The following is a 19,710-nucleotide window of genomic DNA, read 5'->3' on the forward strand; positions in this document are numbered from 1 at the left end:
GGAGACCCTTCCGCTCGTGATAGCTTTCACGAAGTCTCCCCGGAACGTGACCAACATCCCGGGGTTGCCGCCAGTGAGCCTGTCCCACCGGACGACCCGCCGACGACGGAAGAGAAACCTTTGAGCACCAGCACCGACGCAGGAGTCCAGGCCGCCGAGGCCTTCGGCATCCTGCTCCGCCGCGCGTCCGCGGTGTCGGGTGCGGTCGCTCTGGTCTGCGTCGTCGTCGCCTGGATCTGGCAGGGGAGCGCCTCGGGGCTCTCCGCGCTGATCGGCGGGGCCATCGTCGTCGCGTTCTTCGGAGCCCGCCTGGTGGTCATGGCCAAGGTCACGCGGGCGCGGCCCCAGCTGATCATGATGACCGCGATGGTCGTCTACTCGGTCAAGGTGGTCCTGCTCGGGATCGCGATGCTGCTGCTCACCCGGGTCGACGGGATCTCCGGTCCCGCGCTGGGGTTCACCGTCATCATCACGGCGGTCGTGTGGCTGGCCGCCGAACTCCGCGGCTTCATGAAGCTGCGGATCCCCATCTTCATGACGGACGAGGTCCAGAAGTGAGCCTCGCCAAGCCGTCCGATGCTCCGTCGGCCATGCCGACGGACGCGGGCAACGGCATCACCGAGAAGATCGCCTGGAGCATCACGTCGTACCTGATCTCCGGTGCGCTCATGGGCGCGATGGCGGGTTGGGGTCTCGACCACCTGCTCGGAACCCACTTCATCGTGGGGATCGGTCTCGTCGTCGGCAAGGCGTTGACTTTGTACTACGTGTGGCTCCGGTACGGTACGCACTGACCGCGAGACGCCCGATCACTGTTCAGGGGGCCACGCGGCCGGCACTCCGGCCCCGTACCCACGATGAAGTTCGCACGGAGGAGTTGACGTGAGCCTGCCCCTGCTGGCTGCCGCCGAGGAGCACGGATTTTCCGCGCCCACCGCGGAGATGTTCTGGCAGCCCCTCATCGGGAGCGGTCCGTTCGCGATCACGCGTCCGGCCATCGTCTTCGCGCTGTCGGCCGTGCTGATCATCTGGCTGCTGCTCGCCGGGACGAAGCGCCTCGCGGTCGTCCCGGGCAAGAAGCAGATGGTCGTCGAGGCCGCCTACGGCTTCGTGCGCAACTCGATCGCCCGGGAGTGGATCGGCAGCAAGGACTTCCGCAAGTACGTCCCGCTGCTGTTCACGTTCTTCTCGATCATCCTCGTCAACAACTTGTTCGGCGTGATCCCGCCGATCCAGTACCCGACGATGTCGCGCATCGCCTTCCCGCTGGCGCTGACGATCATGCTGTACCTGACCTACCACGTGGTCGGGATCCGCAAGAAGGGCTTCGCCGCCTACTTCGCGGGCGTCGTGCCGCACGGGTTGCCGAAGCCGATCGTCCCGCTGGTGTTCTTCCTCGAGGTGCTGTCGATCGTCGTGATCCAGCCGGTGACGATCACGCTGCGACTCTTCGGGAACATGTTCGCCGGTCACCTGATCCTGGTGCTCTTCATCTCCGGTGCGGAGTACATGTTCATCGACGGCGGGATCGGGCTGAAGATCGTCGGGATCCCGACCATCGTCATGGCCTTCGTCCTCACCCTCTTCGAACTCTTCGTCGAGTTCCTCCAGGCGTACGTCTACACGATGCTCGCCGCCTCGTTCATCGCCAGCGCCCTCGCTGACGAGCACTGACCGCCCTACCAAGAACTCCGGGGCGCGGCGTGCGCACCGGCAACGAAAGGAAGACCAGAAACCATGGTTGGCTCCCTCGCCATCGTCGGCTACGGCCTCTCTGCCATCGGCCCGGGCATCGGCATCGGCCTGATCTTCGCGGCCTACATCAACGGCGCGGCTCGTCAGCCCGAGGCCCGCGGCATGCTGCAGAGCATCGCCATCCTCGGCTTCGTCCTCGCGGAAGCGCTGGCCATCTTCGGCATCGCCCTCGCCTTCGTCTTCTCGGGGCAGTGACGAGCCTCTCCAGGCTCGCCCACTCGTCCTAGTCCGAAGGAGGAATCGTGCTCGTAGCAGCCTTCGCTGCAGCAGGTGAAGAGGTCGTCGAGGGCAACCCGACGTACCCGATCCTGCCGCACCTCGGCGAGCTCATCGTCGGCATCATCTTCGCGATCATCATCTACGCGGTGGTCGCCAAGAAGGTCGTCCCGCGCCTCGAAGCGATGTACGAAGAGCGTCGTGCCGCCATCGAGGGCAACGTCGAGAAGGCGGAGCGGGCGCAGGAAGAAGCTGCCGCCGCTCTCGCCGAGTACAAGGCTCAGCTCGCCGACGCCCGCGTCGAGGGCAACCGCATCCGTGAGGAGGCGCGCCAGCAGGGTGCGCAGATCCTCGCCGAGATGCGTGAGCAGGCTCAGGCCGAGTCCGAACGCATCACCACCGCGGCGCGCGCGACCATCGAGGCCGAGCGCGTCCAGGCCACGGCGCAGCTGCGCGCGGAAGTCGGTCGCCTCGCGACCGACCTCGCGGGTCGCATCGTCGGGGAGTCGCTGCAGGACACCGCTCGTCAGAGCGGCGTCGTGGACCGGTTCCTGGCCGACCTCGAGCGCAACGAGTCGGGAGTGACCTCCCGATGAGCGGTGAGCTCGACTCCGGCGTCGCGAAGGCGAGCCTCGCCGCCGCGCAGCGGGTGCTCGACCAGCAGTTGGCGGCCGAGGGGGCCGACGCGGGCAAGACCGGCGAGGACCTCTTCGCCGTCACCAGCCTGCTCGACTCCTCGGTCGGCCTGCGCCGGGCGCTGACCGACCCCTCCCGCGAGGGTTCGGCCAAGGCGGACTTCGTCCGCCGCACGCTGTCCGGCCGGATCACCCCGGCTGCTCTCGAGACCGTCGTCGCGCTGGCCTCGGCCCGCTGGACGGCGGGTCGCGACCTGTCCGACGCCACCGAACGGCTCGCCGTCGTCGCGGTCGTCACCCAGGCCGAGAAGTCGGGGCACCTGGACGCGCTGGAGGACGAGCTCTTCCGGTTCTCGCGGACCATCGCCGGCAACGCCGGCCTGCGCGACGCGCTGGCCGACCGCACGGCCCCCGACGCCAACCGCGCGTCGCTGGCCTCGCGGTTGCTGCTCGGCAAGGCCTCGCCCGAGACCGTCCAGCTGGCCCGTCGGGTCGCGACCTCCCCGCGGGGTCTGCGCGCGGAACGGCTGCTGGAGGACTGGGTCGAGATCGTGGCCAGGCGTCGCGAGCAGCTCGTGGCCCACGTGGTCTCGGCCGTCCCGCTGAGCGAGAACCAGCGTGAGCGGCTCGCCGCCTCGCTCTCGCGCCAGTACGGCCGGGCGATCCGCATCAACGTCGACGTCGACCCCCACCTGGTGGGGGGCCTGCGCGTCAGCGTCGGCGACGACGTCATCGACGGGTCGATCTCGACCCGCCTCGACGAGGCCCGTCGCCGCCTGGCCGGCTGACCACCCGTCGAACACCCCTCCCGCTCCAGGCGGGGGACAATGGACTTCGAGAACCGCACGATCGACCGCACGGTCGACACCGCACGACCGACAAGGAGAGCAGGGCTTCCATGGCCGAGCTGACCATCCGCCCGGAGGAGATCCGGGACGCTCTCGACGCCTTCGTGGCGTCGTACGACCCCGGAACCGCCGCGCGTGAGGAAGTCGGCCGCGTGACCGACGCGGGCGACGGCATCGCCCACGTCGAGGGCCTGCCCTCCGTCATGGCGAACGAACTGCTGCGCTTCAGCGACGGGACCCTGGGCCTGGCCCAGAACCTCGACGTGCGCGACATCGGTGTGGTCGTCCTGGGCGACTACGCCGGCATCGAGGAGGGCCAGGAGGTCCACCGCACCGGAGAGGTCCTCTCCGTCCCCGTCGGTGACGACTTCCTGGGCCGCGTCGTGGACCCGCTGGGTGCCCCGATCGACGGTCTCGGCCCGATCGAGGCCGAGGCGCGCCGTGCGCTGGAACTGCAGGCCCCTTCGGTCGTCCAGCGCCAGGAAGTGCGGGAGCCGCTGCAGACCGGCATCAAGGCCATCGACGCCATGATCCCCGTCGGCCGTGGCCAGCGTCAGCTGATCATCGGGGACCGCCAGACCGGCAAGACCGCGATCGCGATCGACACGATCATCAACCAGAAGTCCAACTGGGCCTCGGGCGACCCGAAGCAGCAGGTCCGCTGCATCTACGTCGCGATCGGCCAGAAGGGCTCCACGATCGCTTCCGTGAAGCGCTCGCTGGAAGAGGCCGGCGCGATGGAGTACACGACCATCGTCGCGGCCCCCGCGTCCGACCCGGCCGGCTTCAAGTACCTCGCGCCCTACACCGGTTCGGCCATCGGCCAGCACTGGATGTACGCCGGCAAGCACGTCCTCATCGTCTTCGACGACCTGTCGAAGCAGGCCGAGGCCTACCGCGCCGTGTCGCTGCTGCTGCGTCGTCCGCCGGGCCGCGAGGCCTACCCCGGTGACGTCTTCTACCTGCACTCCCGCCTGCTGGAGCGTTGTGCGAAGTTGTCCGACGAGCTCGGTGCCGGGTCGATGACGGGTCTGCCGTTCATCGAGACCAAGGGCAACGACGTCTCGGCGTACATCCCGACCAACGTCATCTCCATCACCGACGGTCAGATCTTCCTGCAGTCGGACCTGTTCAACGCGAACCAGCGTCCGGCCATCGACGTCGGCATCTCGGTGTCGCGCGTCGGCGGTGCCGCGCAGACGAAGGCCATCAAGGGCATCTCCGGCACGCTGAAGCTGGACCTCGCGCAGTTCCGCGCGATGGAGGCGTTCGCGATGTTCGCCTCCGACCTCGACCAGGCCTCGCGCAACCAGCTCGCCCGTGGTGCGCGTCTCGTCGAGCTGCTCAAGCAGCCGCAGTACACGCCGTTCTCCCTCGAGGAGCAGGTCGTCTCGATCTGGGCCGGCACCACCGGTCAGCTCGACTCCGTCGAGGTGTCCGACGTCTCCCGGTTCGAGCGCGAGTTCCTCGAGTACGTCAAGCGTCAGCACGCCGAGCTCATGCAGGGCATCCGCGAGACGAAGCAGTTCTCCGACGGTGCCAAGGAAGAGCTGAAGAAGGCCGTCGACGCCTTCAAGCCCCAGTTCTCCGCGGGCAAGCAGGACGCGGCCGTCCCCGGCGACGAGGACCACGGCGCGACCGACGCGGACGACATCTCGCAGGAGCGGATCACCACCCAGAAGCGCTGACGCGCTCCTGGCAGATCACGCAGCACGACCCCAGCAGGGACCGAGCGGAGCAAGGAAGAGGAGCAGGACATGGCAGGCCAGTTGAGGGCCTACCGGCGGCAGATCCGCTCGGTCCAGGCGACCAAGAAGATCACCCGCGCGATGGAGCTCATCGCGGCGTCGCGCATCATCAAGGCGCGGGCGAACGTCGCCGCGTCGACGCCCTACGCCCGGGCGTTGACCCGCGCGGTGTCGGCGGCGGCGTCGAACTCCTCGCTCGACCACCCGTTGATCACCGAGAAGTCCGAGGTGAAGCGCGCGGCGGTGCTCGTGTGCTCCTCCGACCGCGGTCTCGCCGGTGCGTACTCCTCCAACGTCCTGCGCGAGGGGGAGCGGCTCACCGCGGCCCTGCGGGCCGAGGGCAAGGAGATCGCCCCGTACCTCGTCGGGCGCAAGGCGGCGTCGTTCTACAACTTCCGTCGTCGCTCGGTCGTCGAGGCCTGGGCCGGGTTCACCGACTCGCCCAGCTACGAGGACGCGAAGAAGATCGGTGACCGCCTGGTGGCCGACTTCGCGAAGGAGTTCGCCGACGGCGGCGTCGACGAGATCCACGTCGTCTACACCCACTTCGTCAGCATGGTCACTCAGGAACCCCGGGTCATCCGGCTCCTGCCGCTGGAGGTCGTCGAGGGTGTCGAGGCGCCCGCCGAGGGTGACCTGCAGCCGCTGTACGAGTTCGAGCCCAGTGCGGACGCGGTCCTGGACGCCCTGCTCCCGCAGTACGTCAACAGCCGCATCTACAACTGCCTCCTGCAGGCCGCGGCCTCCGAGCTCGCCGGTCGTCAGCGGGCCATGAAGAGCGCGACGGACAACGCGGACGAGCTCATCAAGAAGTTGACCCGGCTGGCCAACAACGCCCGTCAGGCCGACATCACCCAGGAGATCAGCGAGATCGTCGGCGGCGCCGACGCGTTGGCCTCCTCCGGCTCGCGCGCCTGACCTCGCGCTCTGCCCCCACCCACTCCAGCCAGAACTCACGCGACGAAGGAAGCCCGAGGAGCGACATGACCGCCACCGTCAACGAAGCGCCGAGCAGCACCAGCAAGGGTGCGACAGGTCGCATCGCCCGAGTCATCGGCCCCGTCGTCGACGTCGAGTTCTCGGCCGACACGATGCCCGAGCAGAACAACGCCCTCACCACCCAGGTGACCATCGGGGGCGAGACCCAGACTGTGACGCTCGAGGTGGCCTCCCACCTCGGCGACAACATGGTCCGGGCCATCTCGCTCAAGCCCACCGACGGCATGGTCCGCGGTGCGGCCGTCGTCGACACCGGCGCCCCGATCTCGGTGCCCGTCGGCAACGTGACCCTGGGCCACGTGTTCAACGCCATCGGCGAGTGCCTCAACCTCGAAGAGGGCGAGAAGCTCGAGGTCACCGAGCGCTGGCCGATCCACCGCAAGGCTCCGGCCTTCGACCAGCTCGAGTCCAAGACCACGATGTTCGAGACCGGCATCAAGGTCATCGACCTCCTCACCCCCTACGTCCAGGGTGGGAAGATCGGCCTCTTCGGTGGTGCGGGCGTCGGCAAGACCGTCCTCATCCAGGAGATGATCCAGCGCGTCGCCCAGAACCACGGTGGTGTGTCGGTGTTCGCCGGTGTCGGCGAGCGCACCCGTGAGGGCAACGACCTCATCGGCGAGATGGCCGAGGCCGGCGTCTTCGACAAGACGGCCCTCGTCTTCGGCCAGATGGACGAGCCGCCGGGCACGCGTCTGCGCGTGGCCCTGTCCGCCCTGACGATGGCGGAGTACTTCCGCGACGTGCAGAACCAGGACGTGCTGCTCTTCATCGACAACATCTTCCGGTTCACCCAGGCGGGTTCGGAGGTGTCGACCCTGCTGGGTCGCATGCCCTCCGCCGTGGGCTACCAGCCGACGCTGGCCGACGAGATGGGCACCCTCCAGGAGCGCATCACCTCGACCCGCGGTCACTCGATCACCTCGCTGCAGGCGATCTACGTCCCCGCCGACGACTACACCGACCCGGCGCCGGCCACGACGTTCGCGCACCTCGACGCCACGACCGAACTCTCCCGCGAGATCGCCTCGCGCGGTCTGTACCCGGCCGTGGACCCGCTGACCTCCACGTCGCGCATCCTGGACCCGCTCTACATCTCGCGGGACCACTACGACACCGCGGTCCGCGTGAAGCAGATCCTGCAGCGCAACAAGGAACTCCAGGACATCATCGCCATCCTCGGTGTCGACGAGCTGTCGGAGGAGGACAAGCTGACGGTGAGCCGTGCCCGCCGTGTCCAGCAGTTCCTCTCCCAGAACACCTACATGGCCGAGAAGTTCACCGGCGTCGAGGGTTCGACGGTTCCGCTCAAGGACACCGTCGAGAGCTTCAAGCGCATCGCGGACGGCGAGTTCGACCACGTCGCCGAGCAGGCCTTCTTCAACGTCGGTGGCCTCGAGGACGTCGAGCGCAAGTGGGCTCAGATCCAGAAGGAGAACTGACCCGTGGCGCTGCAGGTCGAACTGGTGGCCGCCGACCGCTCCGTGTGGTCGGGCGAGGCCTCGCTGGTCCGCGCCCGCACGGCCGAGGGTGAGATCGGCATCATGGGCGGCCACGAGCCGTTGCTGGCCATCCTCGCCCCCGGTGACGTGGCCATCACCGGCTCGGGCTCGGAGGGGATCACCGCCACCGTCAGCGGCGGGTTCTTCTCGGTCGACCACGACAAGGTGACGATCGTCGCCGAATCCGTCGAGGTCGGCGCCGGAACGCGCTGAGAACGACCGAGGACGACGCGTGCACGAGTTCCTGCTCTCCCTGGAGATCGCAGGAGCCTGTGCCGTCCTCCTCCTGGTCGTCCTCGTCGCGGTCGTCCTGCGGCGGCGTCGGCTGACGTCGCGGCTCGGCACCTTCGACTGCTCCATCCGCCAGCCCAGGGGTTCCCACCGTCGGTGGGCCCTGGGTGTGGCGCGGTACGAGACCGACCGTCTCGACTGGTACCGCACGTTCTCGTTGTCCCCGCGCCCGTCGTGCACCTACGCACGACGGGCGCTCGGCGTGACCCTCTTCCGCGAGGCCGAGGGTTCCGAGCTGATCGCCGTGCAACCCGGCGCGATGGTCGTCGAGTGCCGCCACGAAGGCGTGGAGATCGAACTCGCGATGTCGCACGACGCCTACACCGGCTTCGCGTCCTGGCTGGAGTCCGCCCCACCCGGGCAAGGCGTGAACGTCGCCTAGGGCGCTACCGCTCGCCAGTGCGCGGACCCTTGAGGATCTGGCGCGCCAACCCCGCCTCGTTCGGGAACACCATGACCCGCGGCCCCTCGGTCGTGGGGGCGAGCGTCGCCCGGATCCCGGCGTCCACGAGGGTGCGGCGCTGCACCTCGGCCTCGACGAAGGTGCCGGGGGAGGAGACCACCTCGAGCAGGCCGTAATCGTCGCTGGCGCCCTGTTGGGGGCGACGTTCGACGAGCGAACGGCCGTGCGAGAACGTCCACCGCAGCAGCAGCACCAGCACACCGACGACGACCAGGGCGACGCTCGGCCCGAGGGCGTAGTGGTAGCTGGTCAAGTTCACCCCCCCATCATCCCCGTCGTGTCCAGCGCGGGGGTCCCGCGGTGCGCCCACGCGTCCGCGGAAGGTCACCGTCTGGCAACGGCGCAGGAATTGACCACTCAGCGGTACCCATTGGTGGCAGAGTGTGTTCGCGGGATGCTCGTTCGTCCCGGTGGCCCCAGGAGTCACACGCGCGTTCCTCGTGAGCGCCGGGTGTGACTTCGCACCTGGGTGCAACCGGAGAGCGACGTCCTGCGTCAGACCGGTGACGATCACGACGAACACGACGATGATCACGACCGGCGTCCTCGGGGGAGGAACAGATGGCGATCGGAATCGCGACAGCGCCCAGCGCGGCGGACGACGTGGCAGCCCGCAGGGCGGCCCGTTCGGCACCCGGCCTGGGGGCCAGCGTGCGGGAGGAAGTCCACGGTCAGGTGGTCCACGTGGTGGGTCGCCTCGACGTGCACACCGTCCCGGACGTGCGCTCCGCCCTGCACGCGGCGGTCGACGCCGGTGCGGGTGAACTCGTCGTCCACGTGGACGGCATCGTGGTGGCCGACGCCACCGGCCTCGGCGTCTTCGTGGGAGCGCACCGCCGCGCCCTGCGGGTCGGACGCCGTCTGGTCCTGCGCGACGTCCCGCTGCCGGCCCTGCGCCTGCTGCGGGTCACGAAGCTGCACCTGGTCCTGCAGGTCGACGACGAGGTCCTGAGCGCCCAGGAACGCGCCGCGCTCCGTCGGGCCCGCGCCGAGGCGATCCTGCGCCCGCAGGAAGCCGCTCAGAACAGCCGCGAGTCCACGTCGTCGATGCCGCGCAAGGCGTCGTAGTCCAGGACCACGCACCGGATGCCGCGGTCGCTCGCCAGGGTGCGGGCCTGCGGCTTGATCTCCTGCGCCGCGAAGACCCCGTTCACCGGGGCGAGCAACGGGTCGCGGTTCATGAGCTCGAGGTAGCGGGTGAGCTGCTCGACGCCGTCGATCTCGCCGCGACGCTTGATCTCGATCGCCACCGCGGTCCCGGCGCCGTCGCGGGCCAGGATGTCGACGGGACCGATGGCGGTCATGTACTCGCGCCGGACGAGGCGGTAGCCCTCGCCGAGCGTCGTGATGTGCTCGGCCAGCAGCTTCTGCAGATGGGCCTCGACCCCGTCCTTGACCAGGCCGGGGTCCACCCCGAGCTCGTGCTCGCTGTCGTGCAGCACCTCGTGGATCGACACGATCAGGCGGTCGTCGGTCTTGGCGTGCTGGACCGTCCACGTCTGCGTGACGCCGATCTCGCGGGCGTCCTCCTCCGGCACGGAGAAGGTCAGCCTGGCCGGGGGGCTCATCCAGTTCAGCGGTTTGTAGGAGCCCCCGTCGGAGTGGACCAGGACGCTGCCGTCCGCCTTCACGAGCAGGAGCCTCGTGGCCAGGGGCAGGTGGGCGGTGAGCCGGCCCGCGTAGTCGACGGAGCACCGGGCGATGACGAGACGCACGAGGAGCGAGCTTACGAGACGCGATGGCCCCCGCCCGACGGGTCGCTGCTCCCGCCGGCGACCCGTCGCGGGTGTGGGTGTAACGAATCGGGGCGCTCGCGCGACTACCCGTCGAACCGAGCGTGGCCACGGTGGTGTGGAGGGGACACCACCGCGGCATCGCCCGGTCCGCAGCGAGGAGGCTCACCTCCGGGGGAGTCGACGGGGTTTGAGACGATGTCGTCCGTGCCCCGCTCGAACCGCCGCCGGCCCGATCCGCCGCCGCGCACCCCGCTCGGCGCGGGAGTCGACCGCACCGTCTCGGGCAGCGACGGCGACTGGGTCGTGCGCGAGCTCCGCGGGACGTCCTCCACGAAGACCTACCGGTGTCCCGGCTGCACCCAGGAGATCCCGCCGGGGGTCCCGCACCTCGTGGTCTGGCCCTCCCGCGGCACGTTCAGCCCGGCCGACGGGGCCACCGAACGGCGGCACTGGCACCGCGCCTGCTTCGACGCCCGTGGACGCCGCGGCAGCTGGTGACGAGCGCCGGGTACCGTGCCAGCGTGATCCCCCTCCACGACCCCGCCGTCCGTGGTTTCGCCAGCGACAACGCCGCCGGCATGCACCCGGAGGTCCTGGCCGCGCTGAGCAGCGCCAACGGTGGCCACGTCGTCAGCTACGGCGGTGACCCCTACACCCTCGCCCTGCAGGAGAGCCTGCGCGGCCACTTCGGCCCCGATGTCGTGAGCGCCGTCGTCCTCACGGGCACGGGCGCCAACGTGACGGCCCTGCAGGCCCTCACCCAGCGCTGGGAGTCCGTCCTCAGCTCCGACCAGGCCCACGTCCTGCACGACGAGGCCGGTGGTCTCGAGCACGTCGGGGGGACCAAGGTCATCGCCCTGCCGACCCGCGACGGTCTCGTGGACCCCGCCGACGTCGAACGTGCCGTCAGCGCGGCCGACAGCCTCATGCGCGCGCCCGTCGGTGCCCTGACGTTGACGCAGAGCACCGAACTGGGCACGGCCTACTCGCTGGAGCACCTCGGCGACCTCGTGGCCGTCGCGCACCGGCTCGGGGTCAGGGTCCACGTCGACGGCGCCCGGCTCTCCAACGCGGCCGTCTCCCTCGGGGTCGGTCTGGGCGAGACGACCACCGCCCTCGGGGTCGACGCGGTGTCGCTGGGCGGGACGAAGAACGGCGGGGGTTTCGCCGAGGTCGTCGTCGTCCGCGACGCCGCGACCGCGCCCGGCCTCGCGCGGCTGGTGAAACCCAGCATGCAGCAGTCCTCCAAGACCCGGTTCGTCTCGGCGCAGCTGCTCGCGCTGTTCGGCACCGACCTCTGGCAGCGCACCGCCGCGACGGCCAACGCCGCCGCCGCCCGGCTGGCCGCGGCCGTCAGTGCGACGGGGGTCGTGCTGACCCGCCCGGTGCAGGCCAACGCCGTCTTCGCGGAACTCCCGGCCGCCGTCGCCGCCCGTGCCGCGGCGCGGGTCCCCTTCCACGTCTGGGACCCGGAGTACTCCGAGAAGGGGGTGGAGGTGCGCCTCGTCGCGAGCTTCGACACCACCGACGGCGACGTCGAGAACTTCGCCGCGGTCCTCACCGAAGAACTCGCGCGTGACTGAGATCCGTTCCGAGACGGTCCTCCCCGCGCATCGCGAGGACGTCGAGCTGCACACCGCCGACGGGCTGACCCTCGTCGGCGAACTCGCGCTGCCGCTGGACCGCGACCCCGTCGCGACCCTGGTGACCCTGCACCCGCTGCCCACGGCGGGGGGTTTCATGGACAGCCACGTGCTGAAGAAGGCGTCCTACCGGTTGCCCGCGCTGGCCGACCTCGCCGTGCTGCGCTTCAACACCCGCGGCACCACCAGCCCGCGGGGGACGAGCGAGGGGACCTTCGACGCGGGCGACGGCGAGCGGTTCGACGTCGCGGCGGCGCTGGAGTTCGCGGAGTTCCGCGACCTGCCGCACGTGTGGCTGCTGGGCTGGTCCTTCGGGACGGACCTGGCCCTCGTCCACGGCCGCGACCCGCTCGTCGAAGGGTTGATCCTGCTGTCCCCGCCGCTGCGCTGGTCCACGCCGGGCGACCTCGAGGCCTGGGCGGAGTTCGGCCGCCCGGTCACGGCGCTCGTCCCGGAGTTCGACGACTTCCTGCGTCCCGAGCAGGCGCGGGAGCGGTTCGCGCCGCTGCGGCAGGCCGAGATCGTCCCCGTCGACGGTGCGAAGCACCTGTGGGTGGGGGAGAACTCGGTCCGCCGCGTGCTGGACGAGGTGGTCGCGCGGGTCAACCCCGCGCGCTCACCCCTGCCCACCGACTACTGAGCCGGCGCTTCGACCTCGCGCACGTCGACGGCGCGGGCGTCGGTCTTGGGGCCCAGGCCCAGCAGACCCCGCAGGTCGTCGAGCTGGTCGGTGATCTGGTCGCGCTGCTGCATGAGCTCGTCGACCTGCATCTGCGCGCTGGTGCGGCTCTGCTCGGCGTGCTCGCGGGCGGAATCCACCATGTGCTGGGCCCGTGAGCGCGCGTCGGCCAGGAGTTCGTCGGACTCCCGGCGTGCCGTCTCGGCCCGCAGGGCGGCCTGGGCGATCGCGTCGGCGCGGATCGACTCGGCCGCCTCGACGGCCTCGTGCGCCCGTTCCTCGGCCTCGACGGCGCGCTGCTCGGCTTCGGCGATGCGGGCCGCGGTGCGCGCGGCGGCGACCTCGAGGCGCATGCGGTCCTCCTCGGCGCCCTGTTCGCGGGCCGCGGCCAGCGCGAGTTCCTGCTCGCGTACGGCGGCGTCGGTCGAGGAGCGCAGCTCGATGACCTCCCGCTCGACCTGCGCGCGCAGGGCGGCGACCTGGCGTTCGGTGGCGGCGAGCGCCTCGGCGGCCTCGTGCTGGGCGCTCGCGGTGACCTGGTCGGCCGTGCGGTGCGCCGAGGCGGTGAGTTCGGCGGCGGTGCGCTGGGCGGCCTCGACCATGCCGTCGGCCTGGTGCTTGGCCCGGGACACGATCTCCTCGGCGTCCCGGCTGGCCTCGCCGGTGCGGCGGCGTGCGTCCTCGTCGGCCTGGTTGCGCGTCGAGGACGCCTCGGCCCGGGCCTCTTCGCGCAGCCGGTCGGCGTCGCGGCGGGCCGAGCGCAGGATCTCCGAGGACTGGTCCTCGGCGAGGCGCAGCAGCTTCTCCATCCGGGAGCCGAGGCCCGCGTAGGAGGGCTTCTCGTGCTCGCGGATCTCCTTGAGGGCGTCGGCGAGCTGTTCCTCGGCCGAGCGGAGCTCGTGGTCGCGCTGGGCGACCCGGGCTCGGGCTTCGGCGAGGGAGTCGTCGAGGTGCTGCAGGCGTGCGTCGACCTGACTGCGGTCGTAACCGCGGACGACGATGCTGAACGCCTCGTGGGAGTCGGTGGACACCGTGGGGACCTCCGGCCGGATCGGAAAGGACGTCCGCAGCGTAACGGCGGGACGTCCCGCTGCGGGCGGGACACGGCGGGTCTAGGTTGCCCAGGGTGATCGTCGCCTTCTCCGTCGCCCCGTCCGGTGGTCCCGCCCCGCTGGGAGGTGAACCGGACTCCGTGAGCGCGGCCGTGGCCGACGCCGTGCTCGTCGTGCGCAACTCCGGTCTGCCGCACCGCACCGACTCGATGTTCACGAGCATCGAGGGGGACTGGGACGAGTGCATGGACGTCGTGCGCCGGGCCTGCGAGGCCGTCGGCAAGCACGGCCCCCGGGTCTCGCTGGTGCTCAAGGCCGACATCCGTCCCGGGCACACGGGGGAGATGACGGGCAAGCTCGACCGCCTCGAGGCGGCCGTCGAACGTGCCGAGGGGGAGGCCGGCCGCGGTCAGTGACCGCAGCCGGCCCGTGATCCTCAGCGGCGGCGGAACACCGCTGCGTCGAGGCTGAACCGGCCCGCGCCGGTGAAGACGAACATCAGGCCGAGGGCGGCGAAGAGCAACGCGTTCTCGCCGTTCACCTGGCCGTCGACGAGGAAGCCCTGCGGGGCGTGCGCGAGCACCCAGACCCCCACCATCTGCACGAGCAGCAGGGTGCCCGCGGCCCGGGTGAGCAGACCGAGGACCAGCAGCGAGCCGAGACCGACCTCGCCCAGGATCATCAGCCAGCCCGCGACGTCGGGTGCGGGGACGTCGAGCGAGGCGGCCATCCCGGTGGCCGTCCCGGGGTCCGACAGCTTCGGGACGCCGTGGACGAGGAGCAGCACGCCGGCGGCGAGCCGCAGGGCGAGCAGGCCGATCGAGACGGCGGCGGTGGTGCGCACGACCTGGGGACGGTCGGTGCGGGCGGCGGTGGACGTGGTGGTCATGAGTCGTTCCTCTGCGTCGGGAGGGAGTCGTTCGGGCTGAGTGGCTCAGTCACTGGTTCCGGCTCTTCGGGCGGGCACGAGGTCGTGGTGCACTCCCGTCACGACGGGGCAGGCCCCGGGGTTCACCGCGTCGGGAGTGGTCTGGACCACACCGCGTCGGCGGTGGCCGGGGTCGCTCACGGGCACGGAGCACCGGTGCCCGACCCGTAGGGTGGCGCAGGCCCCCACCCTCGACTCCTCGACCCGATCCGCTCCGCCACGACGAAGGACCCGACGTGAGACGCCTGCTCGCCTGGCTCCTGCTCGCCCTGGGACTTACCTGCGGTGTCGCCGGGGCACTGGTCCTGACCGTGTTCGCCCCGGCCGACCGGATCGACGTCACCCGCACCGGCGACGATCCGGGCGTGGCGATCGTCAGCGCCCCCGGCCTGCTCGACCTCAGCGGCTCCGACGTGCGGCTCGGCGCGTCCGGCGGGAAGGACGTCTTCCTCGCCGTCGCCCGCGCCGACGACGTGACCGCCTGGCTCGCCGACGCCGCCCACACCGAGGTGACGGGGGTCGGGGGTGACCTCGACGACCCGACGGCCGTGGCCGCCACGTCGGGCACCGGAGCGGCGACCGACCCCCGCTCCGCCGACATCTGGCTGGCCAGCGCGAGCGGCACCGACTCCGCGCGGCTCACCTGGTCCACCGCGGCCGACCGTGACTACGCCGACGCCGGGGGAGTCGTCGTGTTCGCCGCGACGGACGGCACCTCCGCTGCCCCGCAGCGGGTCTCGTTCAGCTGGGCGGCCGAGGGCCGGGCCGCCGAGAACCCCTCGGGAGTTCCCCTCGTCATCGCGGGGTGCGTCCTCGTGCTGCTCGGCGCGATCGGAGCACTGCTCCGTCCCCGCACCACCCGACCCGGAGCCCGGAGGCGCGCGTGAGGACCCGAGGTCGACCCCCCCTCCGCGGCGCGCTGTCCGTGGCGCTGTCCGTGGGGCTGCTCGCCGGCTGCGCCCAGTTGCCCGCCGTGACCGCGCCGGCCGGCAGCGACCGGGAGCCCCTCGTCGTGCAACCGGTGCAGGCCAACCGGATCGTCGAGGCCGCCGGGACCGTCCTGGCCGCGGCCGCCGACCCCGCGACCGTCGACCTCACCGCGCTCGCCACCCGCGTCAGCGGCCCGGAACTGGACCTCCGCACCGCCGCGCACACCATCGCCGTCGCCGGTGCGACGCCGCCGCCGAGCGGAGGGGCGGACGAGTTCAGCGCCCTCACCTCGATCCTGCCGCGCCAGGAGGCCTTCCCCCGCTGGTTCGCCACCGTCACCGACGCCGGCGCCGACCAGTCCCCCTCGCTCGTCGTCTTCCGCTCGCCCTCCGCGCGCGAGCCCTACACGGTGTGGGCGACGCCGTCGCTGCTCCCGGGGGCCTCGCTGCCGACGCTGGCCGCACCCGCCGGCGGCGTGGCCGCCGTCGCCGCCGGCGAGACGACGAACCTCCCGCTCAGCCCGCAGGCCGCGGCCGAGCACTACGCCGACGTCCTCACCCACGGCGGCGACAGCCGGTACGCCCCCGAGTTCGCCGACGACGCCTACCGCGACGAGGTGGCGAACGCGGCGCGGACCGAGTCCGCGGCCCTCGACGCCGCCGGCGGCAGCTTCACCCAGGAGCGTTCCGTCCTGCCCGACGGGGTCCTCGGGGTGCGCACCCGCGACGGCGGCGCCCTCGTCGTCGCCGCGTTCTCCTGGTCCACCACGTCGGCGGGCCCCGCCGACGGGCGCAGCGGGACGCTGGAACCGGCGCTCGCCGCCCTGGCCGGGACGAAGGACGCGCTGAGCGCCACGGTCGTGCACCGCGAGGTCGTCGTCCTGAGACTCCCACCGGGACAGGGACAGGCGCTCGCCCTGGCCGCCGAGAGCGGTCCCGTGTCGGTCACCGTCCGGTGACTTCGGCCCGGTGAGGGCCTCGTGAGAAGGTGACCGGCATGACTCAGCAGCCGACTCCTCCCGGCGCCCAGCTCAACCTGCGCGGAGCGGTGGACCTCGGTGCCCTGGCCGCTCGCAACACCCGTCGCGAGGAGGTCGCCCGGCGTGCCGCCACCGACCCCGACGCCGTGGCCCCCCGGTCCTCCTTCGTCGTGGACGTGACCGAGGAGACCTTCACCGACGTCGTGCAGCGCTCCGTCGAGGTCCCCGTGCTCCTCGACCTGTGGGCCGAGGGCTACGACCAGGGCTCGGAGGCCCTGCAGACCCTGGTCGAGGAGTACGCCGGGGCGTTCCTGCTCGGCCGCATCGACGCCCAGGCCGAACCCCAGCTGGCGCAGTCCCTGGTGCAGTCGTTGCAGGCCAAGGCCATCCCGCTCGTCGCGGCCATCGTCAAGGGCCAGCCGATCCCGTTGTTCACCGGTTCCTACCCCAGCGCCGAGGAGATCCGCCCGGTGCTGGAGGAGGTCCTGCGCGTCGCCGAGGCGAACGGGGTGACCGGTCGTCTCGAGGGCGACGTCGAGGTGGCCGAGGAGCCCGCCGCCCCGCCGCTGCCGCCCCTGCACGCGGAGGCGCTCGCCGCCGTCGACGCGGGCGACTACGACGCCGCGGCCGCCGCGTGGCAGAAGGCGCTCGCGAACGACCCGCGCGACACCGCGGCGACCGAGGGCCTGGCCCGGGTCGGCGTGCTGCGCCGGGTCCACGGGGTCGACCTCGCCTCCGCCCGCGCCGGGGCCGCCGCGGCCCCCGACGACGTCGCCGCGCAGCTGGTCGTGGCCGACCTCGACCTCGTCGGCGGCCACGTCGAGGACGCCTTCGACCGCCTGCTCGGGATCGTCCAGCGGACCGTCGGCGAGGAACGCGACCTCGCCCGCACCCACCTCGTGGAGCTCTTCGCCGTCGTCGGCCCCACCGATCCCCGTGTCGTCAAGGCACGGCAGGCGCTCACCCGCGCCCTCTTCTAGTCCCCAGGCAGTCCCGCACCCACGTCTCCACGGCGTCGGCCACCGCCGACGCCGTGAGCGTGGAGGTGTCCAGGACGGTCGGACGCCACGGCCGCCCGGTGAGCCGTTCCGCGGCCAGGCCGTCCCAGCCCGTGTCGGTGAGCACGTCGCGCCGGTACCCGGCGTCGTGGACGTGCCCGCGGAACCAGGTGGCGAACGCGACGTGGTGCACGAGGTCGCCGTCGACGGGGCCGCGGCCGGTGAGCCGGGTCCGCTGCACCTCCTCGTCGGCGTCGAGCAGCAGGACGTCGAACCCCCCGAGTGCGGGGCCGGAGGGTGCGGCCACGATCTCGCCGGGCGGCAACGGGTCTCCCGCCATCAGGAGGTGTCGCCCGAGCGCTGCGAGGTCGAGGGCACGTCGGACGACGACCTCGGCGCTGCGCTGGCGCCAGGCGGTGTCGGGAACGGCCGGGAAGTCCACGAGGTCGCTGAACTCCACGGCCTCGACCCCGAGGGCCTCGACGCGAGGTCCCACCCTGCGCCGCACGGTCGACTTCCCGACGCCGCTCGCACCGGTCACCAGCAGCAGCATCAGTCGACCTTTCCCACGTCCAGGACCTGACCGCGGAACGTCGCGCGGAACCGCCGGTCGTGACTCACCACGACCACCGCGCCGGCGAAGGCGTCGATCGCGGCCTCGAGCTCCTCGACCAGGTGCGGGGCGAGGTGGTTGGTCGGTTCGTCGAGCAGCAGGACGTCGTGGCGGTCGGCCAGCAGGCGCGCCAGGTCGAGGCGGCGGCGGCCCCCGGTCGACAGCTTTCCGACCGCGACCCCGAGGCGTTCCCGGTCGAAGAGCCCCATGTCCAGGAGTCGGTGCGCGTTGTCCTCGGGAGTCCCCGGGCGGCCGGTCGCGAACGTCGCGAGCACCGAACGGTCCAGGTCCGTGTCCGCGGGGTCCTGGCGGAGCAACCCGATCCGGCCCCGCCGTCGCACCGTTCCCGTCGCCGGCGCCAGCACTCCGGCGAGGACGTCGAGCAGGGTCGACTTCCCGCTCCCGTTCGGACCGGTGATCAGCAACCGGTCGCTCCGTCCGAGGTGCACGTCGACGCTCGCCAGCCGTCCGGGGACGGAGACCCCCTCGGCGTGCAGCGACCCGCGGGTCGCTGCGGACCCGGGCGGGGCGGTGAACCGCAGCGGCTCAGGTGGTCGGGGAACCTCGTCCTCGTGCAACCGCCGCAGCTTCTCGGCGTTGGCGCGGACCCGCGACGCCAGCGCCTCCTGCACCCGGCCACCCTTGAAGTCGTACTGCACCTTGTCGTTGTCGGTACGTGCACGCTGGTGGTTCACGGTGCGCGCGACCGTGTCCCCGGTGGTGCCCAGCCGCTCGACCGCGGTCTCCCACTCGGCCCGGGCCGCTTCCCAGCGCCGCCGTTCGGCGGCCTTCGCCACGAGGAACTCGGCGTACCCGCCGGGGTAGCGCTTCACCCCGTCCTCGTGGTGCGGGTCGACCTCGACGAGTTCGCGCGCGACGGCGTCGAGGAACTCCCGGTCGTGGCTGACCACGACGGTCGTCCCCTTCCGGGACCGGAGGTGGTCCTCCAGCCAGCGGGCGGTGCCGTCGTCGAGGTGGTTGGTCGGCTCGTCCAGCAGCAGGACCTCCGGCGCCGCGGCCAGCAGCGCGGCCAGGTGCAGCCGGGACCGCTGCCCGCCCGACAACGTGGCGAGTTCGCGGGCCCGGTCGAGGAACGGCAGACCCAGCCCGGCCAGCGACTGTTCCACCCGGACGTCGGCGTCGTAGCCGCCGCGGAGTTCGAAGGCCGTCTGGACCTCGCCGTACTCGGTGAGGACGTCGTCGAGGTCACCGCCCGCGGCCATCCGTCCCTCGAGGTCGACCATCCGACGTTGCAGGGTGCGCAGGTCGGCGAGGGCCGCGTCGAGCACCTGTCCGACGCTCGTGCGCGAGGGGGCGCCGGCGTCCTGGGGGAGGTGGCCGATACCGCCTTCCGCGGTCGCGACGACCCGGCCGGAGTCGGCGGGTTCGGCACCGGCGAGGACGCGCAGCAGGGTGGACTTGCCGCAGCCGTTCTCGCCGATCACCCCGGTGACCCGGCCGGGGGAGAAGGCGAGGGTGAGGGAGTCGAGCACGACGACGTGGTCGTAGCTCTTGGTGACCTCGCGCAGGGCGAGGGTGGTCGTGGTGACGAGAGGCACGGGGGGCTCCAGGGACGTACGCCGAAGGAGGACCCGCGCGACGGCAGCGGGTCCGGGGGATCGGGCACGTCAGACGAGCACCGCAGAGGCTCCTCGGGTCGGCAGCAGGACGAGGGCGATGCTGCTCCGGCCCGGC

Annotated in this window: 24 protein-coding genes and 1 pseudogene; 19 read left to right on the forward strand and 6 right to left on the reverse strand. The window is 71.7% G+C overall.

The features are described 5' to 3' along the window. The first annotated feature begins 120 nt into the window (after positions 1-120). The 11 genes from SJY07_RS21110 (at position 121) to SJY07_RS21160 (ending at position 8,376) form a co-directional block, all read left to right on the forward strand. Positions 121-558, forward strand: a complete 438-nt coding sequence (locus SJY07_RS21110) for a hypothetical protein (protein ID WP_380161463.1) — start codon at positions 121-123, stop codon at positions 556-558. After that, on the forward strand, positions 555-794 hold the full coding sequence (locus SJY07_RS21115) for a hypothetical protein (RefSeq protein WP_380161464.1): 240 nt from the start codon (positions 555-557) through the stop codon (positions 792-794). The genes SJY07_RS21110 and SJY07_RS21115 overlap by 4 nt, the downstream gene beginning before the upstream one ends. Before the next feature lie 88 nt (positions 795-882). Beyond that, positions 883-1,674 (forward strand): F0F1 ATP synthase subunit A, encoded by a 792-nt coding sequence (gene atpB, locus SJY07_RS21120; protein WP_380161465.1) that lies wholly within the window; start codon positions 883-885, stop codon positions 1,672-1,674. Positions 1,675-1,737: 63 nt separating this feature from the next. Then, entirely contained in the window at positions 1,738-1,950 is a 213-nt protein-coding gene (gene atpE / locus SJY07_RS21125; protein ID WP_380161466.1) for an ATP synthase F0 subunit C, read from the forward strand. Between the two features lie 47 nt (positions 1,951-1,997). Beyond that, a complete protein-coding gene (locus SJY07_RS21130; RefSeq protein WP_380161467.1) occupies positions 1,998-2,567 on the forward strand; it encodes a F0F1 ATP synthase subunit B in 570 nt (189 codons plus the stop codon). Continuing rightward, positions 2,564-3,394, forward strand: a complete 831-nt coding sequence (locus SJY07_RS21135) for a F0F1 ATP synthase subunit delta (RefSeq protein WP_380161468.1) — start codon at positions 2,564-2,566, stop codon at positions 3,392-3,394. Before SJY07_RS21130 ends, SJY07_RS21135 begins: the two co-directional genes overlap by 4 nt. Before the next feature lie 110 nt (positions 3,395-3,504). Continuing rightward, the gene (atpA, locus tag SJY07_RS21140) at positions 3,505-5,142 is read left to right on the forward strand and encodes a F0F1 ATP synthase subunit alpha (RefSeq protein WP_328292241.1); all 1,638 of its coding nucleotides are present in this window, start codon (positions 3,505-3,507) and stop codon (positions 5,140-5,142) included. Positions 5,143-5,211: 69 nt separating this feature from the next. Next, complete coding sequence (locus SJY07_RS21145; protein WP_328292240.1) at positions 5,212-6,120, forward strand: F0F1 ATP synthase subunit gamma; 909 nt, start codon at positions 5,212-5,214, stop codon at positions 6,118-6,120. A gap of 65 nt (positions 6,121-6,185) precedes the next feature. Beyond that, positions 6,186-7,643 carry a F0F1 ATP synthase subunit beta gene (gene atpD / locus SJY07_RS21150; protein ID WP_328292239.1) on the forward strand — a complete coding sequence of 486 codons (1,458 nt, stop codon included), beginning with the start codon at positions 6,186-6,188 and terminating at the stop codon, positions 7,641-7,643. A gap of 3 nt (positions 7,644-7,646) precedes the next feature. Further along, positions 7,647-7,916, forward strand: a complete 270-nt coding sequence (locus SJY07_RS21155) for a F0F1 ATP synthase subunit epsilon (protein WP_328292238.1) — start codon at positions 7,647-7,649, stop codon at positions 7,914-7,916. A gap of 19 nt (positions 7,917-7,935) precedes the next feature. Then, complete coding sequence (locus SJY07_RS21160; RefSeq protein WP_328292237.1) at positions 7,936-8,376, forward strand: DUF2550 domain-containing protein; 441 nt, start codon at positions 7,936-7,938, stop codon at positions 8,374-8,376. Positions 8,377-8,380: 4 nt separating this feature from the next. Here the strand turns inward: SJY07_RS21160 and SJY07_RS21165 are convergent, their stop codons facing one another. Next, entirely contained in the window at positions 8,381-8,716 is a 336-nt protein-coding gene (locus SJY07_RS21165; RefSeq protein ID WP_328292236.1) for a hypothetical protein, read from the reverse strand. Between the two features lie 392 nt (positions 8,717-9,108). Here SJY07_RS21165 and SJY07_RS21170 point away from each other — a divergent pair. Next, positions 9,109-9,396 (forward strand): annotated as a pseudogene (locus tag SJY07_RS21170) (STAS domain-containing protein); the annotation flags it as partial. An 80-nt stretch (positions 9,397-9,476) separates the two neighbouring features. Here the strand turns inward: SJY07_RS21170 and nucS are convergent. Beyond that, positions 9,477-10,172 (reverse strand): endonuclease NucS, encoded by a 696-nt coding sequence (gene nucS / locus SJY07_RS21175; protein WP_380161469.1) that lies wholly within the window; start codon positions 10,170-10,172, stop codon positions 9,477-9,479. A 216-nt stretch (positions 10,173-10,388) separates the two neighbouring features. Here nucS and SJY07_RS21180 point away from each other — a divergent pair, with 216 nt between their 5' ends. The 3 genes from SJY07_RS21180 to SJY07_RS21190 are packed head-to-tail and all read left to right on the forward strand — an operon-like array spanning position 10,389 to position 12,476. After that, on the forward strand, positions 10,389-10,691 hold the full coding sequence (locus SJY07_RS21180) for a hypothetical protein (protein WP_380161470.1): 303 nt from the start codon (positions 10,389-10,391) through the stop codon (positions 10,689-10,691). Positions 10,692-10,714: 23 nt separating this feature from the next. Next, entirely contained in the window at positions 10,715-11,776 is a 1,062-nt protein-coding gene (locus tag SJY07_RS21185) for a threonine aldolase family protein (RefSeq protein WP_380161471.1), read from the forward strand. Beyond that, the gene (locus SJY07_RS21190) at positions 11,769-12,476 is read left to right on the forward strand and encodes an alpha/beta hydrolase (protein ID WP_380161472.1); all 708 of its coding nucleotides are present in this window, start codon (positions 11,769-11,771) and stop codon (positions 12,474-12,476) included. The genes SJY07_RS21185 and SJY07_RS21190 overlap by 8 nt, the downstream gene beginning before the upstream one ends. Here SJY07_RS21190 and SJY07_RS21195 read toward each other — a convergent pair. After that, the gene (locus SJY07_RS21195; protein WP_380161473.1) at positions 12,470-13,546 is read right to left on the reverse strand and encodes a hypothetical protein; all 1,077 of its coding nucleotides are present in this window, start codon (positions 13,544-13,546) and stop codon (positions 12,470-12,472) included. The genes SJY07_RS21190 and SJY07_RS21195 overlap by 7 nt on opposite strands. A 95-nt stretch (positions 13,547-13,641) precedes the next feature. Between SJY07_RS21195 and SJY07_RS21200 the strand changes: the two genes are divergently transcribed. Continuing rightward, on the forward strand, positions 13,642-13,983 hold the full coding sequence (locus SJY07_RS21200) for an MTH1187 family thiamine-binding protein (RefSeq protein WP_380161474.1): 342 nt from the start codon (positions 13,642-13,644) through the stop codon (positions 13,981-13,983). 20 nt (positions 13,984-14,003) lie between these two features. On the opposite strand, the gene SJY07_RS21205 is transcribed toward SJY07_RS21200, so the two are convergent. Beyond that, positions 14,004-14,456 carry a DoxX family protein gene (locus SJY07_RS21205; RefSeq protein ID WP_328292228.1) on the reverse strand — a complete coding sequence of 151 codons (453 nt, stop codon included), beginning with the start codon at positions 14,454-14,456 and terminating at the stop codon, positions 14,004-14,006. A gap of 275 nt (positions 14,457-14,731) precedes the next feature. On the opposite strand from SJY07_RS21205, the gene SJY07_RS21210 reads away from it, so the two are divergent. Genes SJY07_RS21210 through SJY07_RS21220 form a run of 3 tightly spaced genes read left to right on the forward strand, consistent with a single transcriptional unit; the run spans position 14,732 to position 17,384 of the window. Continuing rightward, positions 14,732-15,382, forward strand: a complete 651-nt coding sequence (locus tag SJY07_RS21210; RefSeq protein ID WP_380161475.1) for a hypothetical protein — start codon at positions 14,732-14,734, stop codon at positions 15,380-15,382. 38 nt (positions 15,383-15,420) lie between these two features. Continuing rightward, on the forward strand, positions 15,421-16,383 hold the full coding sequence (locus SJY07_RS21215) for a hypothetical protein (RefSeq protein WP_380161476.1): 963 nt from the start codon (positions 15,421-15,423) through the stop codon (positions 16,381-16,383). Positions 16,384-16,421: 38 nt separating this feature from the next. Then, the gene (locus SJY07_RS21220; RefSeq protein WP_328292225.1) at positions 16,422-17,384 is read left to right on the forward strand and encodes a tetratricopeptide repeat protein; all 963 of its coding nucleotides are present in this window, start codon (positions 16,422-16,424) and stop codon (positions 17,382-17,384) included. Here SJY07_RS21220 and SJY07_RS21225 read toward each other — a convergent pair. Further along, positions 17,365-17,955 carry a hypothetical protein gene (locus SJY07_RS21225; RefSeq protein WP_380161477.1) on the reverse strand — a complete coding sequence of 197 codons (591 nt, stop codon included), beginning with the start codon at positions 17,953-17,955 and terminating at the stop codon, positions 17,365-17,367. The genes SJY07_RS21220 and SJY07_RS21225 overlap by 20 nt on opposite strands. Beyond that, complete coding sequence (locus SJY07_RS21230) at positions 17,955-19,574, reverse strand: ABC-F family ATP-binding cassette domain-containing protein (RefSeq protein ID WP_380161478.1); 1,620 nt, start codon at positions 19,572-19,574, stop codon at positions 17,955-17,957. Before SJY07_RS21230 ends, SJY07_RS21225 begins: the two co-directional genes overlap by 1 nt. Between the last annotated feature and the right edge of the window lie 136 nt (positions 19,575-19,710).

This window comes from Kineococcus sp. R86509, from assembly GCF_042466365.1.
In the GTDB taxonomy this organism is placed as follows: Bacteria; Actinomycetota; Actinomycetes; order Actinomycetales; family Kineococcaceae; genus Kineococcus.